This window comes from Alteromonas sp. (assembly GCF_984505615.1).
In genome coordinates this window covers 6,574-26,217 of sequence record NZ_CFHOXV010000008.1, presented here as the reverse complement: position 1 = coordinate 26,217, position 19,644 = coordinate 6,574, and the positions used below count along the sequence as shown (strand labels likewise).

Genomic DNA, 19,644 nt, shown 5'->3' with positions numbered 1-19,644 from the left:
GCATGGCGGCTTATCAGAATCAGATCACCCAGTTACGTCAGGGCAAACGGGCCGCACTGGCGCTGGAAGCCGCCTTTAAAGAAAGTCATCTCACCTGGTTGCAGGTCACTGCAACATTACCCTCATTACTTACCGCAATGCCGGCTCATAAACCGGGCGCAGAAGGAACACGATAATGATTAAATTAAGTCACTTATTCCGCTTTACGGGGTTATCGCTGCGTTGCACGGTATTTTCTCTGTCAGTCATACTTTTCTCTTTCACAGCGACGGCGCAGCAGCACAGCCACGCTGAAGAACATTCACACGAAGAAGCGCGGGAGCATCAGGCTGAAAATCATGATGAAAAAGTTCATGACGAAGACGGGCACGATGAAGACCATCATGGTGAGCATGGCGAGTCAGCAGCAGTTGTTTTGTCTGAGGCTCAACGGCAAATGGCAGGGATCCGTTTAGATACGTTAAACCTGCAGACGTTAAGTGCTTCTGCCTATGCGCCGGGAGAAATTAAAGCCAACGGTTATCAAAGTTACATCGTGTCGCCACGGGTAAGCTCAGTGGTTACCACACGCTATGCTGCGTTAGGTGAGCACGTGAAAGCAGGTCAGCCTCTGGTGGGCCTGTTCAGTGAAGAGATGGTGACAGCCCAGAGTGCGCTGCAACAGGCGGCGACCGAATGGTTCCGGGTTAAGCAGCTTGGTCAGCAGGCGGTGGGAGAGAAGCGCTTTGTCAGTGCGCGGACGCAATTCAATGCGGCAAGCCGCCGTTTGAAAGCGTTTGGCCTGCGTAACGATACTATTGATGCCATTGCCGGACAGGACGACTATCCGCTGGGTGAATATACGCTCTCAGCGTTGTCTGACGGTGTGGTGATGCAGGACGAATTTAATCAGGGCCAGCGTATCGAAGCCGGCCAGTCTTTGATGCTGATTTCAGATGAAGCAAGACTGTGGGTTGAAGCCCGGCTGCCTGCACACAACGATCTGCCGCTGAAAGTAGGCACGGAAGCGGTGGTCATGGCCGGCGGCCTGCGGGCCATTGCTACTATCACTCAGGAAGCCCATACCATCGATCCGCAAACCCGCACACGGGTGGTAAGGATGGATCTGAATAATCTGCGCCATCAATTTCATGCCGGCATGTTTGCCGATATCTATTTTCAGTCACCTTTTGCTGAAAATATTCTCGCTGTACCTGAGTCTGCGCTGATGCGTGATGCAGACGGTGAGTGGCAAATATTTGTTACCGGTGAGGACGGCACGTTGCAGGCACAAACCGTGACATTAGGTAAAAGATTCGGTGAATTTCAGCAAATTTCCGGTGTTGAATCCGGTGTTATCTATGTGTCATCCGGCGCATTCTTTGTGGCATCTGAAATCGCTAAAGGCGGTTTTGACCCGCATAATCACTAGGAGAGCGCCGTGTTTAGTAACATGATTGATAATGTGGTGCGTCTGCGCGCACTGTTTTTACTTGCGCTCATTGCACTGTGCGGATTAGCCGCCACCATGGTACCGCAATTAAACCTTGATGCGTTTCCGGACGTCACCAATGTTCAGGTGGCAATTAATACTGAAGCCCCCGGCCTCGCTGCTGAAGAGGTTGAGCAACTCATTACGTATCCGGTTGAGGCTGTGATGTATGCGTTGCCCGATGTGGAAGAGGTGCGGTCCATTTCTAAAACCGGTTTGTCCGGTATTACGGTGGTGTTTAAGGAAGGCACCGATATTTATTTTGCCAGACAACTGGTTTTTGAACGCCTGCAACTGGCGGCACAAATGATCCCTGAAGGTGTGGGAGAACCGGTTATCGGCCCGAATACGTCCGGGTTAGGGCAGGTCTATCAGTATTTGCTGATTGCAGAACCGGGCTCCGGTTATGACAGTAAAGCACTGCGCAGTTTGAACGACTACTTGCTGAAACTGTTGCTGATGCCCGTTGACGGGATCACTGATGTGTTGTCTTTCGGCGGTGAGGTGAGGCAGTACCAGGTAAACGTGTATCCAAACCGGCTGTTGTCTTACAACCTTACTCAACAGGACGTGATTAGCGCACTGGAGAAAAATAACAATAACGCCGGCGGCTGGTATCTGGACCGTGGCCCGGAACAGCTTGTTATCAGAGGGACCGGCTGGCTGGGTAGTGGCGAAGACGCACTGGCCGCCATGCGCCAGATCCCGCTTAAAAACGAGGGGCAGGCGCTGGTCACCGTAGGTGATGTGGCAAATGTCGAAATGGGCGCCGAGATCCGTCAGGGTGCGGTAACCATGTCAGTCAAAGACGACAACGGCCGGATCATTAATCGTGGTGAAGTGGTTTCAGGCGTTGTGCTGAAAAGAATGGGGGCCAACACTAACGCGACAATCAATGCAATTAATGCGCGGTTGCCCGTCATCGAAAAGGCCCTGCCGGAAGGTGTCACCTTTGAGCCTTATTACGATCAGGCTGATCTTATCCATCAGGCGGTCGGCACGGTGGTTCAGGCATTAATTCTGGCATTCTGCTTCATTGTTGTGGTTTTGGCCTTATTCCTGCTCAGCGCCCGCGCTACTTTCCTGGTATTGCTGTCGATTCCGGTTTCCATTGCTTTCGCACTCAGTGTGCTGAGTTTGCTGGGCATTTCGGCAAACTTAATGTCCCTCGGCGGTATTGCCGTGGCCATCGGTATGCTGGTAGACGGTTCGGTGGTGGTAGTTGAAAACCTTTATCAACGGCTGCGTGAACAGCCCGGAAAATCCATGGCGGATTCAGTGGTTATGGCCACCAAAGAAGTCGCGCGGCCTGTATTCTTCGCTACACTCATCATTCTGGTGGTGTTTACCCCATTATTCAGCTTTGAAGGGGTGGAAGCCAAGTTGTTCCAGCCCATGGCCGTAGCCATTATGCTGGCACTGATTTGCGCGGTCATTGTGGCACTGATTTTTGTACCCGTTCTGGCGACGTACGTGTTGTCGTTCAGACCCGTACGTGTGCGGGAAAACCGGATCCTGAACAGTCTGGAATTGCGCTACAAAGCATTGCTTGAAAAAGCAATGCATCGACGGAAACTGCTCGTTGCCGGTATGGCGGGCTTGTTGGTGATCACTGCGTTCATTATTCCACGCCTGGGCACCGAATTCGCACCGGAGCTGGAAGAGGGGACAATTAATCTGCGGGTGACGCTGGCGCCGTCTGCCAGCTTGCAAACCGCACTGGACGTGGCCCCGAAACTGGAAGCCTTATTGCTGGAGTTTCCGGAAGTCACCTATGCGGTGAGTAAGATAGGCCGGGCTGAAATTGGTGGTGACCCTGAGCCGGTAAACAATATTGAAATCTATATCGGCTTGACGCCCCAATCGTCCTGGACAACAGCGGATACCCGTACCGGCCTGCAAAAACACATGGAAGAAAAGCTGGAAATTCATCCGGGCTTACTCTTTAACTTTTCTCAACCCATTGCCACCCGTGTGGACGAACTGTTATCCGGCGTTAAAGCGCAGCTTGCTATTAAGTTGTTCGGGCCGGATCTTGCAGAACTGGCCAGCTACGGGCAACAAATCAACGATGTGGTTGCGCAGGTTGCCGGAACACGGGATGTAGCCCTTGAACAAATATCCGGTGAAGCCCAGCTGGTTATCCGTCCCGACAGGCGGGCGCTCAGCCAGTACGGTCTGAATGTGGCTGATGTGATGGGGCTGGTACAGCAGGGACTTGGCGGTCAGGAAGCCGGTCAGATCATTAACGGTAACGAACGTTACGATATTATGGTGCGGTTCGCCGGCCCTTATCGTGACAACATTCCCGCTCTGGAGGAATTACGTCTGTTATCCGCTCAGGGGGCGAGGGTGCGCCTGAAAGATGTGGCAAGTATCGAAATTGAATCAGGCCCGCCTCAAATCCGCCGGGATGATGTTCAGCGGCGGGTGGTTATTCAGGCCAACGTGGAAGGCCGTGACATGGGCAGCGTGGTTGCTGATATCAGCCAGCAGATCGACAGCAAAGTGATGTTACCCGCCGGATACACCGTGCAGATTGGTGGTCAGTTTGAAAACCAGCAACGGGCCATGCAGCGTTTGTCGGTGGTGGTGCCGTTGTCACTGGTGCTCATTGCGCTGTTACTGTTCTTTGCGTTTAAGCGTGTGGACTGGGTGTTGCTTATTATGCTGAACGTGCCGCTGGCGGCTGTGGGTGGCGTGCTGTCATTGTTTGTCAGCGGGCATTATTTGTCTGTGCCCAGTTCAGTTGGCTTTATTACCTTGTTCGGGGTTGCAGTTCTGAATGGTGTGGTCATGGTGGAAAGCATCAATCAGCGCAGGCAGAGCGGTACAGATCTCGGCCAAAGTGTACTGGCCGGTGCAGCATCCAGATTGCGACCGGTTCTGATGACGGCAGCAACATCTGCGCTGGGTCTGGTGCCTATGCTGCTGTCCAATGGTATTGGTGCTGAAATTCAGAAACCGTTAGCGTCGGTAGTCGTTGGTGGACTGATCACCAGCACACTGTTAACGCTGGTAGTTCTGCCCGTTTTCTATCCCTGGTTTATCCGTGAAAATAAAGCTGAATCCTGACGCTCACAGGTAGATAAAAACACCGGTGTGCAAAGCGCAGACCGGTGTTCTTCAAAGTAGCGGGTTCTCGTCCTTTTTACTGTTCCGGCTTTTTCAACATATCGTCGTGATCATCCATGTTCCACGGCAATTCGCCCGGGCTGTTGTCCAGAAAGTGCAGATAGTTTTCAAACTGATCAAGAATATCTTTAACGATGTTGTCTTTCGCGTATCCGTAAATATCGTATGACAAGCCGCCACGGCGCAAAAATACCTCCGCACGGTAATATTTTTCCGACTCATCCTCTTCAGGTTTAAGTTCAGCGTAGCTGAAGCCCGGTACCAGATGTTCTGTCATACGAATATCGTACACAAAATCCATGTGGTCGTGACGCTCAACCGTTAACCATGCACGGCTTAATTCCTCATCAAAGGTTACACCGGCATGCCATTCCTTCGATTTAAGCTCATCACGGACATCATTCATGGCAAGTACGACGGTATCCTTAATAAAATTATGCACGGTTTGTTTATCAGGATAATCCACCATAGACGCCAGCCGGCGTTGCCACTGGGAACCGCTACGGTTATTTTTGTTCAGCGTATGCGCCTGAAGACTGTTATTTCTGTAGCCCTCGATAACCAGCGCCCGCCACAGGCCGGTTGCTGCCAGCAGCATGATCACAGCAAAAGGCAGTGCACTGGCAATGGTCATGGTTTGCAGAGCACTCAGACCGCCGGCCAACAATAGTACTGCTGCCACAGTCCCTTCCAGGAAGGCCCAGAATACACGTTGCCACACCGGACTGTGAGGGTTGCCGCCGGAAGCCAGCGAATCAATAACCAGCGAACCTGAATCTGATGAGGTGACAAAAAAGGTAATGATGAGCACCACAGTGAGCGCCGATAGTAATGACGATAGCGGTAACTGATCGTACAGCTTGAACAATGCGATGGCGTGGTTTGCCTGTACTTCCGAAATAAGGCTGGTGACCCCCTCGTTCATAATGGCGTTGAGTGCTGTATCACCGAATACCGAAAACCACAAAAAGGTAAACAGGGTAGGTACAAGCATTACACCGACAACAAACTGACGGATAGTACGGCCACGGCTAATTTTGGCGATAAACATGCCCACAAAAGGCGCCCAGGCAATCGTCCAGCCGAAGATAAACAAGGTCCAGTTGCCAATCCAGTCACTGCGGCTGTACGCCTGAATATTAAATGTCCGGGCCACAATGCCGTTCAGGTAACTGCCGGTATTTTGTAAATAAGACTCGAGGATATGAACCGTCTCGCCAAGCACAAAAACAAAACTCATGAGAGAGACCGCCAGAACCATGTTCAATATTGATAAGCGCTTCACACCTTTGTCCATCCCGGCAACTACCGATACCGTTGCTGCCAGTGTAATCATTGCAATGGTAATGATCTGCACGGTGGTATTGATGGGAATGTCGGATGACAGATAGTTCAGCCCGGCATTAATTTGCGTTACTGAAAGGCCAAGGGTGGTGGCAATACCGAATAGCGTGCCCAGAATCGCGAAAATGTCTACGGCATGTCCGAGGGGACCATAAATTTTATCGCCGATAAGCGGGTACAGGGCCGAGCGGATAGACAAGGGCAACCCGTGACGAAATGCGAAATAAGCCAGCACCAGGCCTACAAGGCCGTAAATGGCCCAGATATGAAATCCCCAGTGAAAGAAAGCAATTTGCATCGCCTGTTTAGCGGCATCAATGGTTTCCGGTGCGCCGGCCGGTGGCGAGGCATAATGCAACACCGGCTCAGCAACGCCGAAGTAGAGAAGGGCAACGCCATACCCGGCTGAAAACAGCATGGCAAACCATTCAGGAAAACTGTATTGCGGTTCGGCGTGATCCGGCCCGAGTTTAATGTTTCCCCAACCCGAGGCAGCCACCGCCACAATGAACATAAGAAACAGTGCGACTGACAGCATGTAAAACCAACCAAAGGTTTTGGTGATCCACGCTAACGTGCTGTCAAAAGCTTCTCCGGCTAATTCCGGATTACTGATGGTGCCGGCGACCAGCAATAAGATAATGGTAACAGCCGGCAAGAATACCGGAATGAGTATGGTGGAGCGGGTCGCCTTTTCTTTCATATCTTATCCTTAGCAATGACAGTGCATCTTCGTGCCTTTAAAGACAGCCTTCAGATGATGGGTACAGCGCACGGTAAGGATTAGTTCACCTCCTGATAACATTGCCGGTTTCACCTGTTGCGTCAAAGCGTGTGAATCCCTTCAGGGTTTTCAGCGAAATAAGCAGATTTGACCGCGGATTTAACTATTTTATGCCTTAACACCGGAAGTGAAGAGGCTAATCTGCGGGAAGAGCCGGGATAGAATTTCTGCCAACAATTTACATGGAATCATTATGACTTTACTGAATACCGTTGAGCAGTCCCCTGCAGAGAGTCCGGAAGAACGTTTTGTGAATCCTGACATCCTGTTGGAAGGTAATCCGCTTTTACAATTGTGGGCGCCTTACTTGTCAGCTTCTAAAAAAGTGAAAATTGGTGTGATGTCCGGCGAACCCGGAGTTAACCGCTCGGCCAAAAATGGCATGCTAGAATTTTGCTACATGATTGAAGGTGAAATCGAACTCACCGAAGACGGTTGTGAGCCGAAGCGATACAGTGCTGGCGATACATTTTTCATGGAAGACGGTTACCGTGGTACGTGGCGGACGATAGAAACTTATAAAAAAGTGTATGTGTGTGTATATAATGAAGAGCAGTGTTAACATTTTTTGTCGCACGTGTTTCACGTTCTAAAGACTGTCGGTGTTGTACCGGCAGGTATGGCTGCGCATCAGTTCGTCTGATTAATCAGGCGCACTCCTTTTGATTGGCGCCAGCTAAGGAATCTGCGATAGACTTTGCTATGTTTGCCGTTACTGACATTCCCGGCAATGTATTTGATGTCGCACGAAGTAATGGAGCAGAGCTTACATATATAGTGGCCTGAGTCCCTGACGATATGTAGGCGCGATATTCATTATCTGTTTCTATCCGTTTTATATTTCGGGAGTTTGTTTGTCCGGATAACCTGACGAGGCCATTACCAGCCAGGTTTTGTATCAAAGGGTCCCTTTGTGTTTTGCCTGCAGCCCTGCAATCGATGGTCACTGTGGTGCCATCAATTCCCGGTAACTGCGGCTCAGACGACGTTTTTTGAACCCGTTCAATAGAGAGAGTGCCGGATTCCATCAGAGCCAGAATTTTATTTGCTGAAGTGGAAGGCAAAGCGCCATTATTTTTTGCCAGAAACGGAATACAAACGCTTGAAATAAATGTCTGGTCTTCCGGAGAAAAAGTGATTTTTAAGTCACATAGACTGTCAAAAAATACTTCGAATATCGCCAGCACTACAGAGAATTCTTCACATCTGTGGTTCATGAACATACCAAGTTTTAAAGAAGTATCAGCACGCTGATGAAATACAGAGCTTTGCCATTTTTGTATAAACTCCCGGAAATTTCTTGTATTGCTTTGGTGATAAATACGAGGAGCATATTTTTTCAGCAATCGCAGCAGAACAGTCCGGTATAACCGGTCCAGTGAACGTCTGGAAGTTCCGCTCAAGTCACTGGCTTCGATCAGTTTTTTTATTTCTGGCTGGAGATTCCGGCTACGGAAAAAAGGTAAGGGAAACAGTCCTGACGTAGAATGCATTTTTATTTCGACTGGCTTCGAAGGTATATAAATCCACTTATCTGATTCACACTGAAAAGAGCCATACTTTTGAGCAAGAAATAATGCGCAATCAATGGCTGTCATAGAACTACCAATTAAGTTTACGTGTTTGACAGTTTCTTTTATTTTCAATTCATTGAGAGGGTAAGCAAACTGCACGTCAGATCCCGTGGGTGTAATTCCATGACCAGTATTGAGCACTAAATCATCAAACTCCAATTGCTCAAAAGTATCTGTGAAAACCGTGAAGGTGCCGCAATTATTGAGATTTACTGATTTGACACGGCATGAACTGATAAGCGTAACACCGGGTCTTTGGTTTATCAGACGGGTAAGACTCCAATGCAGGAATTGTCCGATAAGATAGCGGGGAACCGGCTCATCTTTTAAAGCGATGCTATTGTCCGAACACCATTCCCGGAAGCTTTTAACAGTAGGAGGAATTTCATCCGGCAACAAATTTGAAAGTAGCGAGTAGGGTGAGTTTGCCTGACAATAGGGCAGGCCGCGCCCTGCATCAGGCTGGTGCTCCAGTATGGTAATGGAATACTGTTCATTCAGGGAGCTCAAATAGTGCAACAAATATACTGTTGCAGGTCCTGCTCCGACTATACCTAATTTTTTAATATGGCTACTCATCCCGGCATCACCTGTGTTCCATCTATCGGTTAAGTCTACGCAACCTTTAAAGACTGAGCTTCTGACATCTGGCAGGCATCCGCTACGGGCTCATTTTCAATAATGGTGCTGAGCCATTTTTCAAGTCCTTCCGGAGTTGCCCGTCGAATAGGATAACTGGCCAGCAATGCAGAACTGAATGCCAGAGGACCAGAAAGAAACTCCCGGGTGCTGAGTTTATGATTTGACTGTCCGCTGGTGGTCAGAGTGATGACAGGTGAATGGCCAGCTGCATCAGCGATTTTGTGTACTGAATAAGTAAAGTCAGAAGCAGAAAGTTGGGGGATGGTGAAATAGCCTTCAGAACAATAAGCAAGGCCATGACAGAATGCCAGGGCCGGGCATTTACCCGCATAAGGCACAATAAAACATCTGTCTTTACACCAATGTTGATTTGCCAATTTGTCCTGTATTTTGCCCGATTCAGCTTTTGTCACTATAACAGCAGTCCCTCCGTGAAATGCGTTCAAGAATGCTTTCAAAGAGTCGTACAGACCGGATTGATCAACTTCTCCCTGCAATGCTTGTTCTGTATATATCGCTGTAATTTTTAACATGGGTGTAGTCCTGATCCTGAATTGCTTGTGTGAGCAATCAGCAACATGTATACCACTAGAAAAGCTGTTGAAATATGAAGGTTTTTTATTAATTAACCGTACTTGCCATAAAATGTGAAATGGAAAATTTGCGGAAAGTACTGTAATCATTGCAGGGAAACGCGGAACCACTGAGGGTTCCGCATCACAGGTTTAATCGTCTTGTTCAGATAAGACAGGGCGGGGAAAGGGAAATGCTGAATCGAGGAGGATCTGACTACCGTCATGAAACCGGTATAATGTCAGTGTTTCTCCTACACTATTGCATGCAGAGCAAGTGCGAAAACTCTCAATCCAAATCCTCTCCTGCTTTATTTGTAAAATTTGCTCTGCGGCAGAGCCCGGAAAAGCATAAGTCGCAGGAATAACATCCGCATTTTTCATGTTAATATCCTTTTTCTCTTTAAGCCAACCTGTCCTCTACGTTCATATGTGTTTAAAAGATTATTATTCAGTTGTAATAAAATTGGGTTGTATTGATAACCGCAATAAACTGAAAAAAATTCATGTTCCGCGAAAAAATTTTCTACAACCTCATTTTGTATGATTCTGAACTAATTCATTAAGTGGTTGATTATAATTTGTTATTTTGCATTTTTCCTCAGCGGCTAAATATTTGCAGGGCCCTTCGCAACTATTCGGGATGAGGGTTTGCTATGAAGCGAGAGACAAATTTTTTACTTTTTTGTAATTTCTGCCTTTGCAACCCGGCTGATAAATCTCAAACTCAGCCGGCTGATAAGAGTTGCGGGAGAAGTCAGCAATGTTGATTGATAGTGTTGATGCCCGCCACTCAGTAAAAGACTTCATCTTACAACAGGGTTTTCCTTGTGCCGGAGCCAGAACAGCTCTTAACAAAAAGCAAATTACCGTCCGGTTATATTCCTCTCTTACCGATGAACGGGAAAATCCCGACATACTTGATCAAATCTACCGGTTCATCGAGCAGTTTGATATACGGCAACATATGTTTTCATCCCTCGTGCTCGCCTTCGACACACCCGACGACTGCAGTGAAAGAGAATACGAGAAAATGTTGTGGAATAAATTACAGCAACTGCATGATATCGATATCGCGTTACACAGTTGGGACGACTCCGTGAGCTATAACCCGGAAAAACCAGATTTTGGTTACAGCCTGGGAGGGAAAGCGTTTTTTGTCATTTGTTTAAATCCGGCAAGCAAGCGAAAAAGTCGCCGGTTTCATTCGCCGGCGATTGTTCTCAATCTGCACCAGCAATTTGAACAGCTTCGGGATGAAGGAAAGTTCGAAGCTTTCAGGGACCATATCCGGAAAAAAGATGCAGAATTCAATGGCAAACCTAATCCAATGCTTAAAAATCATGGTACAGATTCAGAAGCCAGGCAGTACAGCGGAAGACTTTTAGAGGGCAACTGGCAATGCCCGTTTAATTTCAGGAAGGACAAATTATGATTAACACGATTCCACCGCGAAGTGGTGTAGCGTTTGAACTTAAGAAAGGACAGAAGTTGAAAGTGATTGATCCCGAAGGCGAGCAGGTAGCAGACTTGTACGCTTTTAACAGCGACAATCATAATGAGTACTTATCTTCAGGTCGCTCTCTCGACTACAATGAAAGCGTTAATTTCGGAAAGTCATCGCTTTTATATTCAAATGAAAGTCATGTGATGTTTGAAATTTGTGAGGACACCGTTGAAGACCACGACTTTTTGCTTACTCCTTGCAGCGTGGACACTTTTATACATTTTTACCCCGAAGAAGAGCCGGTACCCGGCTGCCACGGTAACCTCGTAAACGCATTCAGGGAATACGGTATACCTGCTCATCTTATCGGAACAACTTTTAACACATTTATGAATGTAGAAATTGCTAAAAACGGCAAATTAAGTGTGTTGCCACCAAAATCCGGGCAGGGCGATTACACAGTTTTCGAAGCTAAAATGGATATGATAGTAGGGCTGACAGCCTGTTCTGCCGGCGAGTCGAACAATTTCAAATATAAACCCATCCAATACGAAATTATCTGATTTTACAGATAAACGGCTGTATGTGATTTATGCAGCCTCTTCAGACTCTATTACCCACTTATTCTCATTAAACTTGAGTAAAAATCGCTGACTGACAAAATTAGATATCATCGATACTGCCAGTACATTATGGCCTGCAGATACAAAACGGACACGGCCGGAATCAGTCAATGTGGCTTCGAGATTATTGCCAATCACATCTCCGGTAAACTCTTTAATGTGAACAAGTTTACTTTTACAAAAGAATGAGACGCCATCTAAAACTGACATTTTTTGATTACTTGCGGGACTTTCAATCTTACTGCTCATAAACACACCTAATCTATAGCCCACATTGAATCTAGCAGTAGCTATTTAAATCAGCCATTAGACTTTTGACTAAAAATTTGCAGTCGCCATCCTTCATATATTGCAGACATACGCATGACAAACGTGGTGCTGAAAGCCATACCTACACAAATATAAGTGTTCCAACCTAAATTCGTTGTAACGACATAGGTCAGCCCGCCGGCTATACAGGTTGTGGCATACAGCTGGTTCTTCAACGTAACCGGCACTTCTCTGCAAATTACGTCCCGCAAAATTCCCCCGAAGACCGAGGTGATAACACCCATTGTCAATGCCACCACTAAATCTGCACCTGCCTGAGTGGCCTTAAAAATACCGATAATATTGAACAGAGCGAGGCCTGCTGCATCGACTATAAGAAAATACCGGTTGTCCGGTGAAGGAAAGCGGCGGATAAACAGAATACTCACCATAATTGCTACAAAATTGGTAAGCAGATAGATGGAGTCCTCGATCCAAAACACAGGTTTATTGAGCAACAGGTCGCGGATTGTTCCGCCACCTGTTGCCGTCAATGTGGCGAGTACAGTAATACCAAAACCGTTTACACTTTTCCTTTCGCCCAGAAGCGTGCCGGAGATGGCAAAAAATCCGATCCCTGCCAGATTAAGGAATAACAGCAACGTATCACTCATCATTATGGTAAATGTTGGCCGCCGGTTACGCCCATGATTTCTGCAGTGACGTAGCTGGATTCACCGGACGCAAGATAAACATAAATGGAAGCGAGCTCGGAAGGTTGCCCGGGGCGTCCGATGGGCGTGTTCTGACCGAAAGTTTCCAGTTTGTCGGCAGGCTGACCTCCGCTTTGTTGCAACGGGGTCCATATCGGGCCCGGAGCAACACCATTTACCCTTATGCCCTTTTCAATGAGCATTTTTGCGCAAGCTTTTGTAAAGGATGTGATTGCTCCTTTCGTGGAAGCGTAGTCCAGTAAGCCGGCGGAAGGTTGATAAGACTGTATTGATGTAGTGTTAATTATACTTGAACCGGGGGGGAGAAAACGGACAGCAGCTTTTGTTATCCAGAACATTGAAAATACATTGGTCTCAAAGGTTGAACGAAATTGTTCCGTGCTCAGATCCTCAATATTTTCTACAAAAATTTGCTTGCCGGCATTGTTTACAATGATATCCAAACCACCGAGTGAATTGGCTGCTTCCCGGACGAGTTGGTTACAGAATTTTTCGTCCTTCAAATCCCCTTCTATAGCAAAGGCACTTATACCTTCCTGTTTTAAAATAGCAAGGGTGTTTTCACCATCGATACGTTCACTCTCAAGATAATTTATGACTACGTCAGCGCCTTCTCTTGCATAGGCTATTGCTACAGCCCTACCGATACCTGAATCACCGCCGGTAATTAAAGCTTTTCTGCCTTTAAGCCTGCCGTATCCCACATAGTCCGACTCTCCATGATCAGCTTCCGGTTTCAATTTAGCATCCAATGCCGGGTCAGGTTGCCCAGTATTTTTTCGGGTATTACCTGAGTCAAACTTATAGCGTGGATCCTGTAGCTCAATATTACTATTTTCTGACATTTTGCATTACCTTTATTAATTTACGGGACTTTAAAATCATCTCTCAAAAGCATCTTTTGTTCCTTCTTGTAAAAATGACCAGACCATAAAAAAGAACATTTGTATAAAGGCCACACAGCAGGCGGACAGCGCGGTGGAGGGAGTATTTGAACGTGGCCCGGTATAAGATGTTTTATAGACTCAATAGCAAAATGGTTATCCCTTTCAGGGTAGCAATTTCATACCCCCTGAAACATCTACATGAGCATTCCTGTTGTTTGAAACCGGAAATCGTCGTATGTACAGGTTGCCGGGCTATAAAGCAGGCTTTCATTTCCCTTTTTCTTATCAATTTGAGTGTCGATGTGTTAGCGTGTTTCTCCGTATTAGACTTTTGTCTAATGAAATATCTTTGCAGAGGGGTATCGATGCAAACACAAAATTCGTCATTTTCATTTCAACGTTGTGAAGATGAACCTATCCATATCCCTGAAACTATTCAGAGTTACGGCTTCCTCATCGCGTTCGGGAAAGAGACGTTAGATGTATCGATAGTCAGTGAGAATATAAAAAACCTGTTCGCTGACTCTATTATAAGTAAAGCTTTTCTGTCTTTGCTCTCTCCGGAAACTGACAGTAAATCATTTCTGACGGATACCTTTGAGCGTGTCTCAAAAAACAACATCAGGCTGCCTATTAAGATACGGTTAAATGAAAAGTTGCTTTGTGAAGGGGCCGAAGCCGAATATCTTGCAGTAGTTTATAACAGTGGAGATCACTACGTGGTTGAACTGGAACCGGCTACTGAATTCCGTGATACGTACAGCGCAGAGCAGTTTATTAAACTGTATTCCATGTCTGTGGCTCCCCGTTTTAAAGAAATGTCCACGTTAAATGAAATGGCTGCGGAAATGGTATCAACTATCCGCTACCTCACCAACATGGACAGAGTAGTACTGTATAAGTTTAATGACGATTTTTCCGGTAAGGTAATCGCAGAAGCAAAAGCGGAAGATATGTCTTCATATCAGGACCTCTATTTTCCAGCTACTGATATTCCCAAACAGGCGAGGGAGCTGTATAAAACTAATTGGGTTCGTCTGACACCGGATACAGAATTACCTGCCTCTGAACTCATCCCGTCGCGCGAAGAAACCGGCCGTGAACCGCTGGATTTAACCCGCTCTCTGCTGCGCCGTTTTTCCCCTGTTCATTTGCAGTACATCCGTAACCAGGGGCTGCGGGCCTCTTTTTCCGTCTCTCTGGTAACCGAAGGTGAGCTGTACGGACTGATATCCTGCCATCACCGCGAACCTTGCTATATTCCTCAGGATGTGCGCCTGCAATGTGAGAACTTAAGTCAGCTTTTCAGCTGGCATTTGCGGGCGAAAGAAGAAGAAATTGCCCGTATTAAAAAAGAAGAAACGGATAAAGCCGTTGATTTAATGCTGGACAAAATCGGGCCCTCAAACCCTATTGGCAGAGTCGTGAAAAGCGGTGAGAAAGCGTTTCTCGATGCGTTAAATTCAGATGGTTTTTTGTATTTTTCTCAGTACGAAACCATCTCTTTAGGGAACGTTCTGCCTGTTGAACTGGTTAAATCTATTTTTACTAAGGTGAGTCACAGTTACGGCTTTCCCTATACCAATGACCACCTCTATGAAGAGTGGCCGGAAGCCCGTGAGCTTGGCATCGCGGGGATCATGATCATCCCATTGTTCGAAAAGAAACGCTACTTTACGGCATGGTTCCGGAAGGAAACGACGCGTATTCAGCGTTGGGTTGGTGTTGAAAATGAAAAAGACGAAGATGCGCCTAAAGAGGAGCGGTTAAAACCCAGAACCTCTTTTGCCGTGAACGAACGTCGTATTAACGGGTATTCACATGCCTTCGACAAAGCCGATATTGAAACAGCAAACCGGCTGAATCGTATGTTCCTGGTATACGCACTGGATGTGCAGGAAAAAATGCATATCAGTATTCAGGAGCTTGAAAAACAGGATCGCTACCGCAACGAATTCCTCGCTACGCTGGCCCATGAGTTGCGCAATCCGTTAGGGCCGATTACGTCCGGTGCCAGTATCCTGGAATCCGTAGACGACGAAGCCACCAGAAAGCGTGTGACAGCCATTATAAGTCGTCAGGCAAACTACATGTCCAAATTGGTCAACGACCTCATGGATGTGTCGCGGATCACGCAGGGGAAAGTAAAACTGGAGTTCGAAAAACTACTTATTCATGAAGTGATTTCCCAGTCACTGGAAATGGTCAACGAACATCTTACTGCTAAAAATCATCATATTGATGTGGAATACCCGAATGAGCATGTCACTGTTTACGGCGATAAAGCAAGGCTCAGCCAGATATTCTCCAATATCATTCATAATGCTGCCAAATATACAGAAGATGGCGGACATATTCGCATCCTGGTGCGGGGAGAAGGCTCACTGGTTGTGGTGGAAATCGCCGATAATGGCATGGGGATCCCTCAGGAACGGCTTGCAGATGTGTTTAATATGTTCACGCAAATTGAAGCCCATTCTACCCATACTAAGGGCGGGCTGGGGATCGGTCTGACTCTGGTGAGCAAGCTTGTGGCTCTGCACCATGGCGATATCCGCGTAGAAAGTGAAGGCACGGGCAAGGGGAGCACCTTCTTTATCCGTCTTCCAATTTCGCGTATTGCCTATGATGAAACCACCGTGGGTTCTGACGAAGATGAGGTCACGTTAGAAACCAGGGTAATGTTTGTCGACGATAATGCAGACCTTGTTGATACCTATTGCATGCTGGCCGAGTCCATGGGATACAAAACCAAAGGCGTGTCAGACCCGACTAAAGCGCTGGAAACATTCAGGGCATTCAGACCCAACTGTGTGTTTTTAGATATCGGCATGCCCGGCATTGACGGCTATGAATTGTGTAAGGTGCTGAAGATTCAGCCGGAGGCGTATCAGGTCAAGTTTTATTCACAAAGTGGCTGGGGATCAGACCGCTATCTGGAAGACTCCAAAAACGCCGGTTTTGAAAAACACCTGGTTAAACCGCTGACGAAAGATGTGATTAAATCTGCCGTGGAATCCTGAATATTCCGCTTAGTTTGAAGAGGGTGCTCTATTCTTTTCAAATTGTCACATGCAGGCAGGGCTAATAGCCTTGCCTGCAATCCACTTCCCCTTCCATAGCTTCATCATTGAGCCAGCGTTTTATGTTAGCAACAAGCTGCAAAGCAGCAGTGTCATTGCTTGTCGATGAAGCGATGTGGGGAGTAATATGAATTTTCGGATGCGCCCAGAACGGGTGTGACTCTGGTAACGGCTCCTGTTCGAACACATCCAGCACGGCGTAATTTAAATGACCGTTGTCGAGTAAGGCCAGCAAATCCTTTTCAACCAGATGTCCACCCCGTCCGGTGTTGATCAATGACGCTCCGGCCGGTAGTGCCGACAACGTGTCATGATTAAGAATGCCCCGTGTCTGCTCTGTGAGTGGCAGTAAGCAAACCAGCACATGACATCCGGAAAGAAATGCCGGAAGACTTTCTTCACCATGAAATGTCGTAATTTTCGGTAAGTTTTTAGCGCTTCTGCTCCAGCCTCTTACCGTAAAGCCCAGCCCGGAAAGCATGGTGGCGACTTCATTGCCCAGATTTCCAAGGCCCAGAATACCCACTGTGCATTCATGTGGCAGGGCCACAGGCAGGGGAGACCAGGTTTTACGTTGTTGTTCCTGTGCATAGTCCAGATGTTGCCTGTGCAGCATTAACACGGCATAGGCAACATAGGTCTTCATTTGCTGAGCGATGGCCGGATCGACCATTCTTACCAGCTTTATATCAGAAGAAAGTGATGCCGGAGAGAACTGATCTACCCCGGCACCAACGGAGAAAATCGCTTTCAAATTTGTAAACCGCGACAACGCATTTTCCGGCAGCGTCCAGGTGATAATACCGTCCACGGCACTATCATCGGGCACATCCGGCCAGGTCAGCCAGTTTACTTCCGGTAACGCCTTAGCCATTGCTGTTTGCCAGCATTCTCCGCGGGCAGCGGGTCCTTTATAGAGTAGCGTCAGCGGCACGTTATTTTTCCGGTTTAAATAAAGTAGACAGAGGATAATGCAATTTTTCGATGGGGGATTTCAGCACGATGTAACTAAAATATTTGGATATCCCGAAATCGGCTTCCAGAATTTCTTCCATCAGTGACTGGTAGTGAGAAATACCCCGGGTCACAAACTTAAGCAGATAATCGTATCCGCCACTGATCAGGTGGCATTCAATCACCTCGTCGATAGTGCGGATATTCCGTTCGAACTTGGCAAAATCTTCCATGTGGTGATCTGCCAGCGTTACTTCGGTAAATACCGTCGCTGTTTCGCCTAATTTGTGCAGGGCGATTTTTGCATTGTAACTGGTGATGTAACCGGCTTTCTCAAGCCGCTTGACCCTCGCAAGACAGGGACTCGGAGACAATGCCACAGCATCAGCCAGGTCTGTGTTGGTGATACGGCCGTTTTTCTGCAATTCGGCCAGAATGTTGATGTCGATACGATCCAGCTTTGTACCCGCCATAAAATACTCCGATTACTACTTAACTGGCTTTACGTTACCTGTATTAAGTAACGTAAAGCAACGCTTACCAGCATAATCTGCTACTTAAAACGCGTAGTTCACACTGATCCTTGCTGTACGGGGAGGTCCCGGCTGGGTCCACAGTGCGGAGTAGGAACTGGCGTAGTATTCCTTATCGAACAGGTTATCAATATCGGCGTTGACCGACAGCTGCTCAGAGAAGCTTATGCTGCCGAACAGCTTCACCGTGGTATAGGCGGGCAGCACATAATCCGGATCGATGGTCTCACCTAATCTGTCACTGACATAGGTTACACTGGCGCCGATTTTAGCGTCGTGTCCGGCCACATTTAAAAAGTGCATGGCAGTGAGGTTAGCTTTATTTTTTGGGATATTAATTAACTGACTGCCTGCGGGAATTTCAACACCCCAGTCAAAATTGATAATATCATTCGACGTTTCTGCATCCACGTATGCGTAAGCAAGCGTCAGCGTAGTATCAGCGCCTATAAAAGCATTAATGTCGATTTCAACACCCTGACTTTCCGCTGCACCAAGTGCGGCTGAATAGCCTGAGTTCACAGGGTCCGCTGTGAGTACATTCGTTTTTTCAGCACGGAAAAGTGCAACCGTACCACTGAAACTTTCATCTTCATTGCTGAATTTCATGCCCGTTTCATAAGATTTACTTTCTTCCGGCTCGAAAGCCATGCCGTTAATGTCTGCACCTGAGTTTGGTCTGAACCCTTCAGAATAACTGGCATAAAAGGTATAAAGAGGAGACATTTCATACACCAGACCTACACGTGGGCTGAGCGCCGTTTGCGATTGCTCTGCAACTGTGTCAGTCAGGTATGTGTAAAAGGTTTGCTCGAAATCGTCAAAACGTATGCCACCCAATAGTTTCCAGCTTTCTGTTAAGTCAATCTGATCCTGAAAGTAAAGCCCGTATGCGCTCTGTTCTTCACGGTTATCCCACATGGGAGATGTTTCCGGTAATTCCTGTCCGTAAACCGGATTTTGCAAATCGACAGAGTAGGTAGTGTCGCCTGTACGCCAGGCTGTTCTCCAGCGTTGCTGGATTTGGTCTAACTGGTAATCGTAGGCATCAGCACCAAAGAGAATGTGGTGGGTCAGGCCTGCAGCTTCTACTGTGCCGCTGAACTCAAAACGACCGGAGAGATCGTCCGCTTCATAATTACGGTAACGTCGCTGACGTGAAACTGTTTCACCGTCTGTGTACAACAATTGACGTCCGGCAGAAAGCTCGATATCTGTGGAATAGCCTTCGAATGTAGACTCACGGTAATTCAGACCAACCAGTAAATTCCAGTCGCTGTTAATGCGGTTCTGAATTGTTAACTGATGGCCCAGTGCCTCAATTTGCATGGGACCGTCGTTTGGTTCACCATAAAAGTTTTCTATGGGTACAGCACCAAATTCGTAGTTGAGAACCGGAATACCGCGGTCAAACGGCGCTTCCTGATCCAACAGTTCCAGTTCGTAGGTAACACTGGTATCGCTGTCAAAATTATAGGTTACAGAAGGTGTCAGGGCGAGTTTCTTGCTTTCTACAGTATCACGGAAACTGCCGGCATCTTCATAGGAGCCGTTTACACGAAAAGCGGCGTCTTTGTTAATGGCATTCGTATAATCACCTTCAATCCGGTAG

16 protein-coding genes are annotated in these 19,644 nt (G+C 47.3%); 7 read left to right on the top strand and 9 right to left on the bottom strand.

The features are described from left to right. Positions 1-2: 2 nt before the first annotated feature. The 3 genes from AC4PME_RS07305 to AC4PME_RS07295 are packed head-to-tail and all read left to right on the top strand — an operon-like array spanning position 3 to position 4,546. Positions 3-176, top strand: coding sequence for a hypothetical protein (locus tag AC4PME_RS07305; RefSeq protein ID WP_491045582.1), 174 nt, complete (start codon positions 3-5; stop codon positions 174-176). Further along, the gene (locus AC4PME_RS07300) at positions 176-1,411 is read left to right on the top strand and encodes an efflux RND transporter periplasmic adaptor subunit (RefSeq protein ID WP_491045581.1); all 1,236 of its coding nucleotides are present in this window, start codon (positions 176-178) and stop codon (positions 1,409-1,411) included. Before AC4PME_RS07305 ends, AC4PME_RS07300 begins: the two co-directional genes overlap by 1 nt. 9 nt (positions 1,412-1,420) lie before the next feature. After that, a complete protein-coding gene (locus AC4PME_RS07295) occupies positions 1,421-4,546 on the top strand; it encodes an efflux RND transporter permease subunit (protein WP_491045580.1) in 3,126 nt (1,041 codons plus the stop codon). 76 nt (positions 4,547-4,622) lie between these two features. Here AC4PME_RS07295 and AC4PME_RS07290 read toward each other — a convergent pair whose 3' ends face one another. Further along, positions 4,623-6,653, bottom strand: a complete 2,031-nt coding sequence (locus tag AC4PME_RS07290; RefSeq protein WP_491045579.1) for a BCCT family transporter — start codon at positions 6,651-6,653, stop codon at positions 4,623-4,625. Positions 6,654-6,927: 274 nt separating this feature from the next. Here AC4PME_RS07290 and AC4PME_RS07285 point away from each other — a divergent pair, with 274 nt between their 5' ends. Then, on the top strand, positions 6,928-7,296 hold the full coding sequence (locus tag AC4PME_RS07285; RefSeq protein WP_491045578.1) for a cupin domain-containing protein: 369 nt from the start codon (positions 6,928-6,930) through the stop codon (positions 7,294-7,296). A gap of 85 nt (positions 7,297-7,381) precedes the next feature. On the opposite strand, the gene AC4PME_RS07280 is transcribed toward AC4PME_RS07285, so the two are convergent. Next, the gene (locus tag AC4PME_RS07280) at positions 7,382-8,887 is read right to left on the bottom strand and encodes an FAD/NAD(P)-binding protein (RefSeq protein ID WP_491045577.1); all 1,506 of its coding nucleotides are present in this window, start codon (positions 8,885-8,887) and stop codon (positions 7,382-7,384) included. A gap of 35 nt (positions 8,888-8,922) precedes the next feature. Then, positions 8,923-9,483 (bottom strand): hypothetical protein, encoded by a 561-nt coding sequence (locus tag AC4PME_RS07275; protein WP_491045576.1) that lies wholly within the window; start codon positions 9,481-9,483, stop codon positions 8,923-8,925. An 802-nt stretch (positions 9,484-10,285) separates the two neighbouring features. Here AC4PME_RS07275 and gntA point away from each other — a divergent pair. Further along, positions 10,286-10,957, top strand: coding sequence for a guanitoxin biosynthesis heme-dependent pre-guanitoxin N-hydroxylase GntA (gntA, locus tag AC4PME_RS07270; RefSeq protein WP_119501664.1), 672 nt, complete (start codon positions 10,286-10,288; stop codon positions 10,955-10,957). After that, positions 10,954-11,532, top strand: coding sequence for a DUF1989 domain-containing protein (locus AC4PME_RS07265; RefSeq protein ID WP_119501663.1), 579 nt, complete (start codon positions 10,954-10,956; stop codon positions 11,530-11,532). The genes gntA and AC4PME_RS07265 overlap by 4 nt, the downstream gene beginning before the upstream one ends. A 27-nt stretch (positions 11,533-11,559) precedes the next feature. On the opposite strand, the gene AC4PME_RS07260 is transcribed toward AC4PME_RS07265, so the two are convergent. From AC4PME_RS07260 to AC4PME_RS07250, 3 genes are all read right to left on the bottom strand, one after another. Next, on the bottom strand, positions 11,560-11,802 hold the full coding sequence (locus AC4PME_RS07260) for a hypothetical protein (protein WP_491226072.1): 243 nt from the start codon (positions 11,800-11,802) through the stop codon (positions 11,560-11,562). A gap of 89 nt (positions 11,803-11,891) precedes the next feature. Further along, entirely contained in the window at positions 11,892-12,518 is a 627-nt protein-coding gene (locus tag AC4PME_RS07255; RefSeq protein ID WP_491045575.1) for a trimeric intracellular cation channel family protein, read from the bottom strand. Next, positions 12,518-13,420: an SDR family oxidoreductase gene (locus tag AC4PME_RS07250; RefSeq protein ID WP_119501660.1), complete on the bottom strand. Its 903-nt coding sequence runs from the start codon at positions 13,418-13,420 to the stop codon at positions 12,518-12,520. Before AC4PME_RS07250 ends, AC4PME_RS07255 begins: the two co-directional genes overlap by 1 nt. Before the next feature lie 407 nt (positions 13,421-13,827). On the opposite strand from AC4PME_RS07250, the gene AC4PME_RS07245 reads away from it, so the two are divergent. Further along, positions 13,828-16,485 carry an ATP-binding protein gene (locus AC4PME_RS07245; RefSeq protein ID WP_232373361.1) on the top strand — a complete coding sequence of 886 codons (2,658 nt, stop codon included), beginning with the start codon at positions 13,828-13,830 and terminating at the stop codon, positions 16,483-16,485. A gap of 61 nt (positions 16,486-16,546) precedes the next feature. Here the strand turns inward: AC4PME_RS07245 and AC4PME_RS07240 are convergent, their stop codons facing one another. From AC4PME_RS07240 to AC4PME_RS07230, 3 genes are all read right to left on the bottom strand, one after another. After that, positions 16,547-17,479 carry a 2-hydroxyacid dehydrogenase gene (locus AC4PME_RS07240; protein WP_119501658.1) on the bottom strand — a complete coding sequence of 311 codons (933 nt, stop codon included), beginning with the start codon at positions 17,477-17,479 and terminating at the stop codon, positions 16,547-16,549. Between the two features lies 1 nt (position 17,480). Next, the gene (locus AC4PME_RS07235; RefSeq protein ID WP_119501657.1) at positions 17,481-17,972 is read right to left on the bottom strand and encodes an Lrp/AsnC family transcriptional regulator; all 492 of its coding nucleotides are present in this window, start codon (positions 17,970-17,972) and stop codon (positions 17,481-17,483) included. A gap of 84 nt (positions 17,973-18,056) precedes the next feature. Then, the coding region (locus AC4PME_RS07230) for a TonB-dependent siderophore receptor (protein WP_491224008.1) at positions 18,057-19,644 on the bottom strand (1,588 nt) is incomplete at its 5' end.

Excerpts from the sequence above, each read along its gene's own strand:
- AC4PME_RS07305 (WP_491045582.1), top strand. The coding sequence starts at position 3 with ATGGCGGCTTATCAGAATCAGATCACCCAGTTACGTCAGGGCAAACGG.
- AC4PME_RS07300 (WP_491045581.1), top strand. The coding sequence starts at position 176 with ATGATTAAATTAAGTCACTTATTCCGCTTTACGGGGTTATCGCTGCGT.
- AC4PME_RS07290 (WP_491045579.1), bottom strand. The coding sequence starts at position 6,653 with ATGAAAGAAAAGGCGACCCGCTCCACCATACTCATTCCGGTATTCTTG.
- AC4PME_RS07285 (WP_491045578.1), top strand. The coding sequence starts at position 6,928 with ATGACTTTACTGAATACCGTTGAGCAGTCCCCTGCAGAGAGTCCGGAA.
- AC4PME_RS07280 (WP_491045577.1), bottom strand. The coding sequence starts at position 8,887 with ATGAGTAGCCATATTAAAAAATTAGGTATAGTCGGAGCAGGACCTGCA.
- AC4PME_RS07275 (WP_491045576.1), bottom strand. The coding sequence starts at position 9,483 with ATGTTAAAAATTACAGCGATATATACAGAACAAGCATTGCAGGGAGAA.
- gntA (WP_119501664.1), top strand. The coding sequence starts at position 10,286 with ATGTTGATTGATAGTGTTGATGCCCGCCACTCAGTAAAAGACTTCATC.
- AC4PME_RS07265 (WP_119501663.1), top strand. The coding sequence starts at position 10,954 with ATGATTAACACGATTCCACCGCGAAGTGGTGTAGCGTTTGAACTTAAG.
- AC4PME_RS07260 (WP_491226072.1), bottom strand. The coding sequence starts at position 11,802 with ATGTCAGTTTTAGATGGCGTCTCATTCTTTTGTAAAAGTAAACTTGTT.
- AC4PME_RS07255 (WP_491045575.1), bottom strand. The coding sequence starts at position 12,518 with ATGATGAGTGATACGTTGCTGTTATTCCTTAATCTGGCAGGGATCGGA.
- AC4PME_RS07250 (WP_119501660.1), bottom strand. The coding sequence starts at position 13,420 with ATGTCAGAAAATAGTAATATTGAGCTACAGGATCCACGCTATAAGTTT.
- AC4PME_RS07245 (WP_232373361.1), top strand. The coding sequence starts at position 13,828 with ATGCAAACACAAAATTCGTCATTTTCATTTCAACGTTGTGAAGATGAA.
- AC4PME_RS07235 (WP_119501657.1), bottom strand. The coding sequence starts at position 17,972 with ATGGCGGGTACAAAGCTGGATCGTATCGACATCAACATTCTGGCCGAA.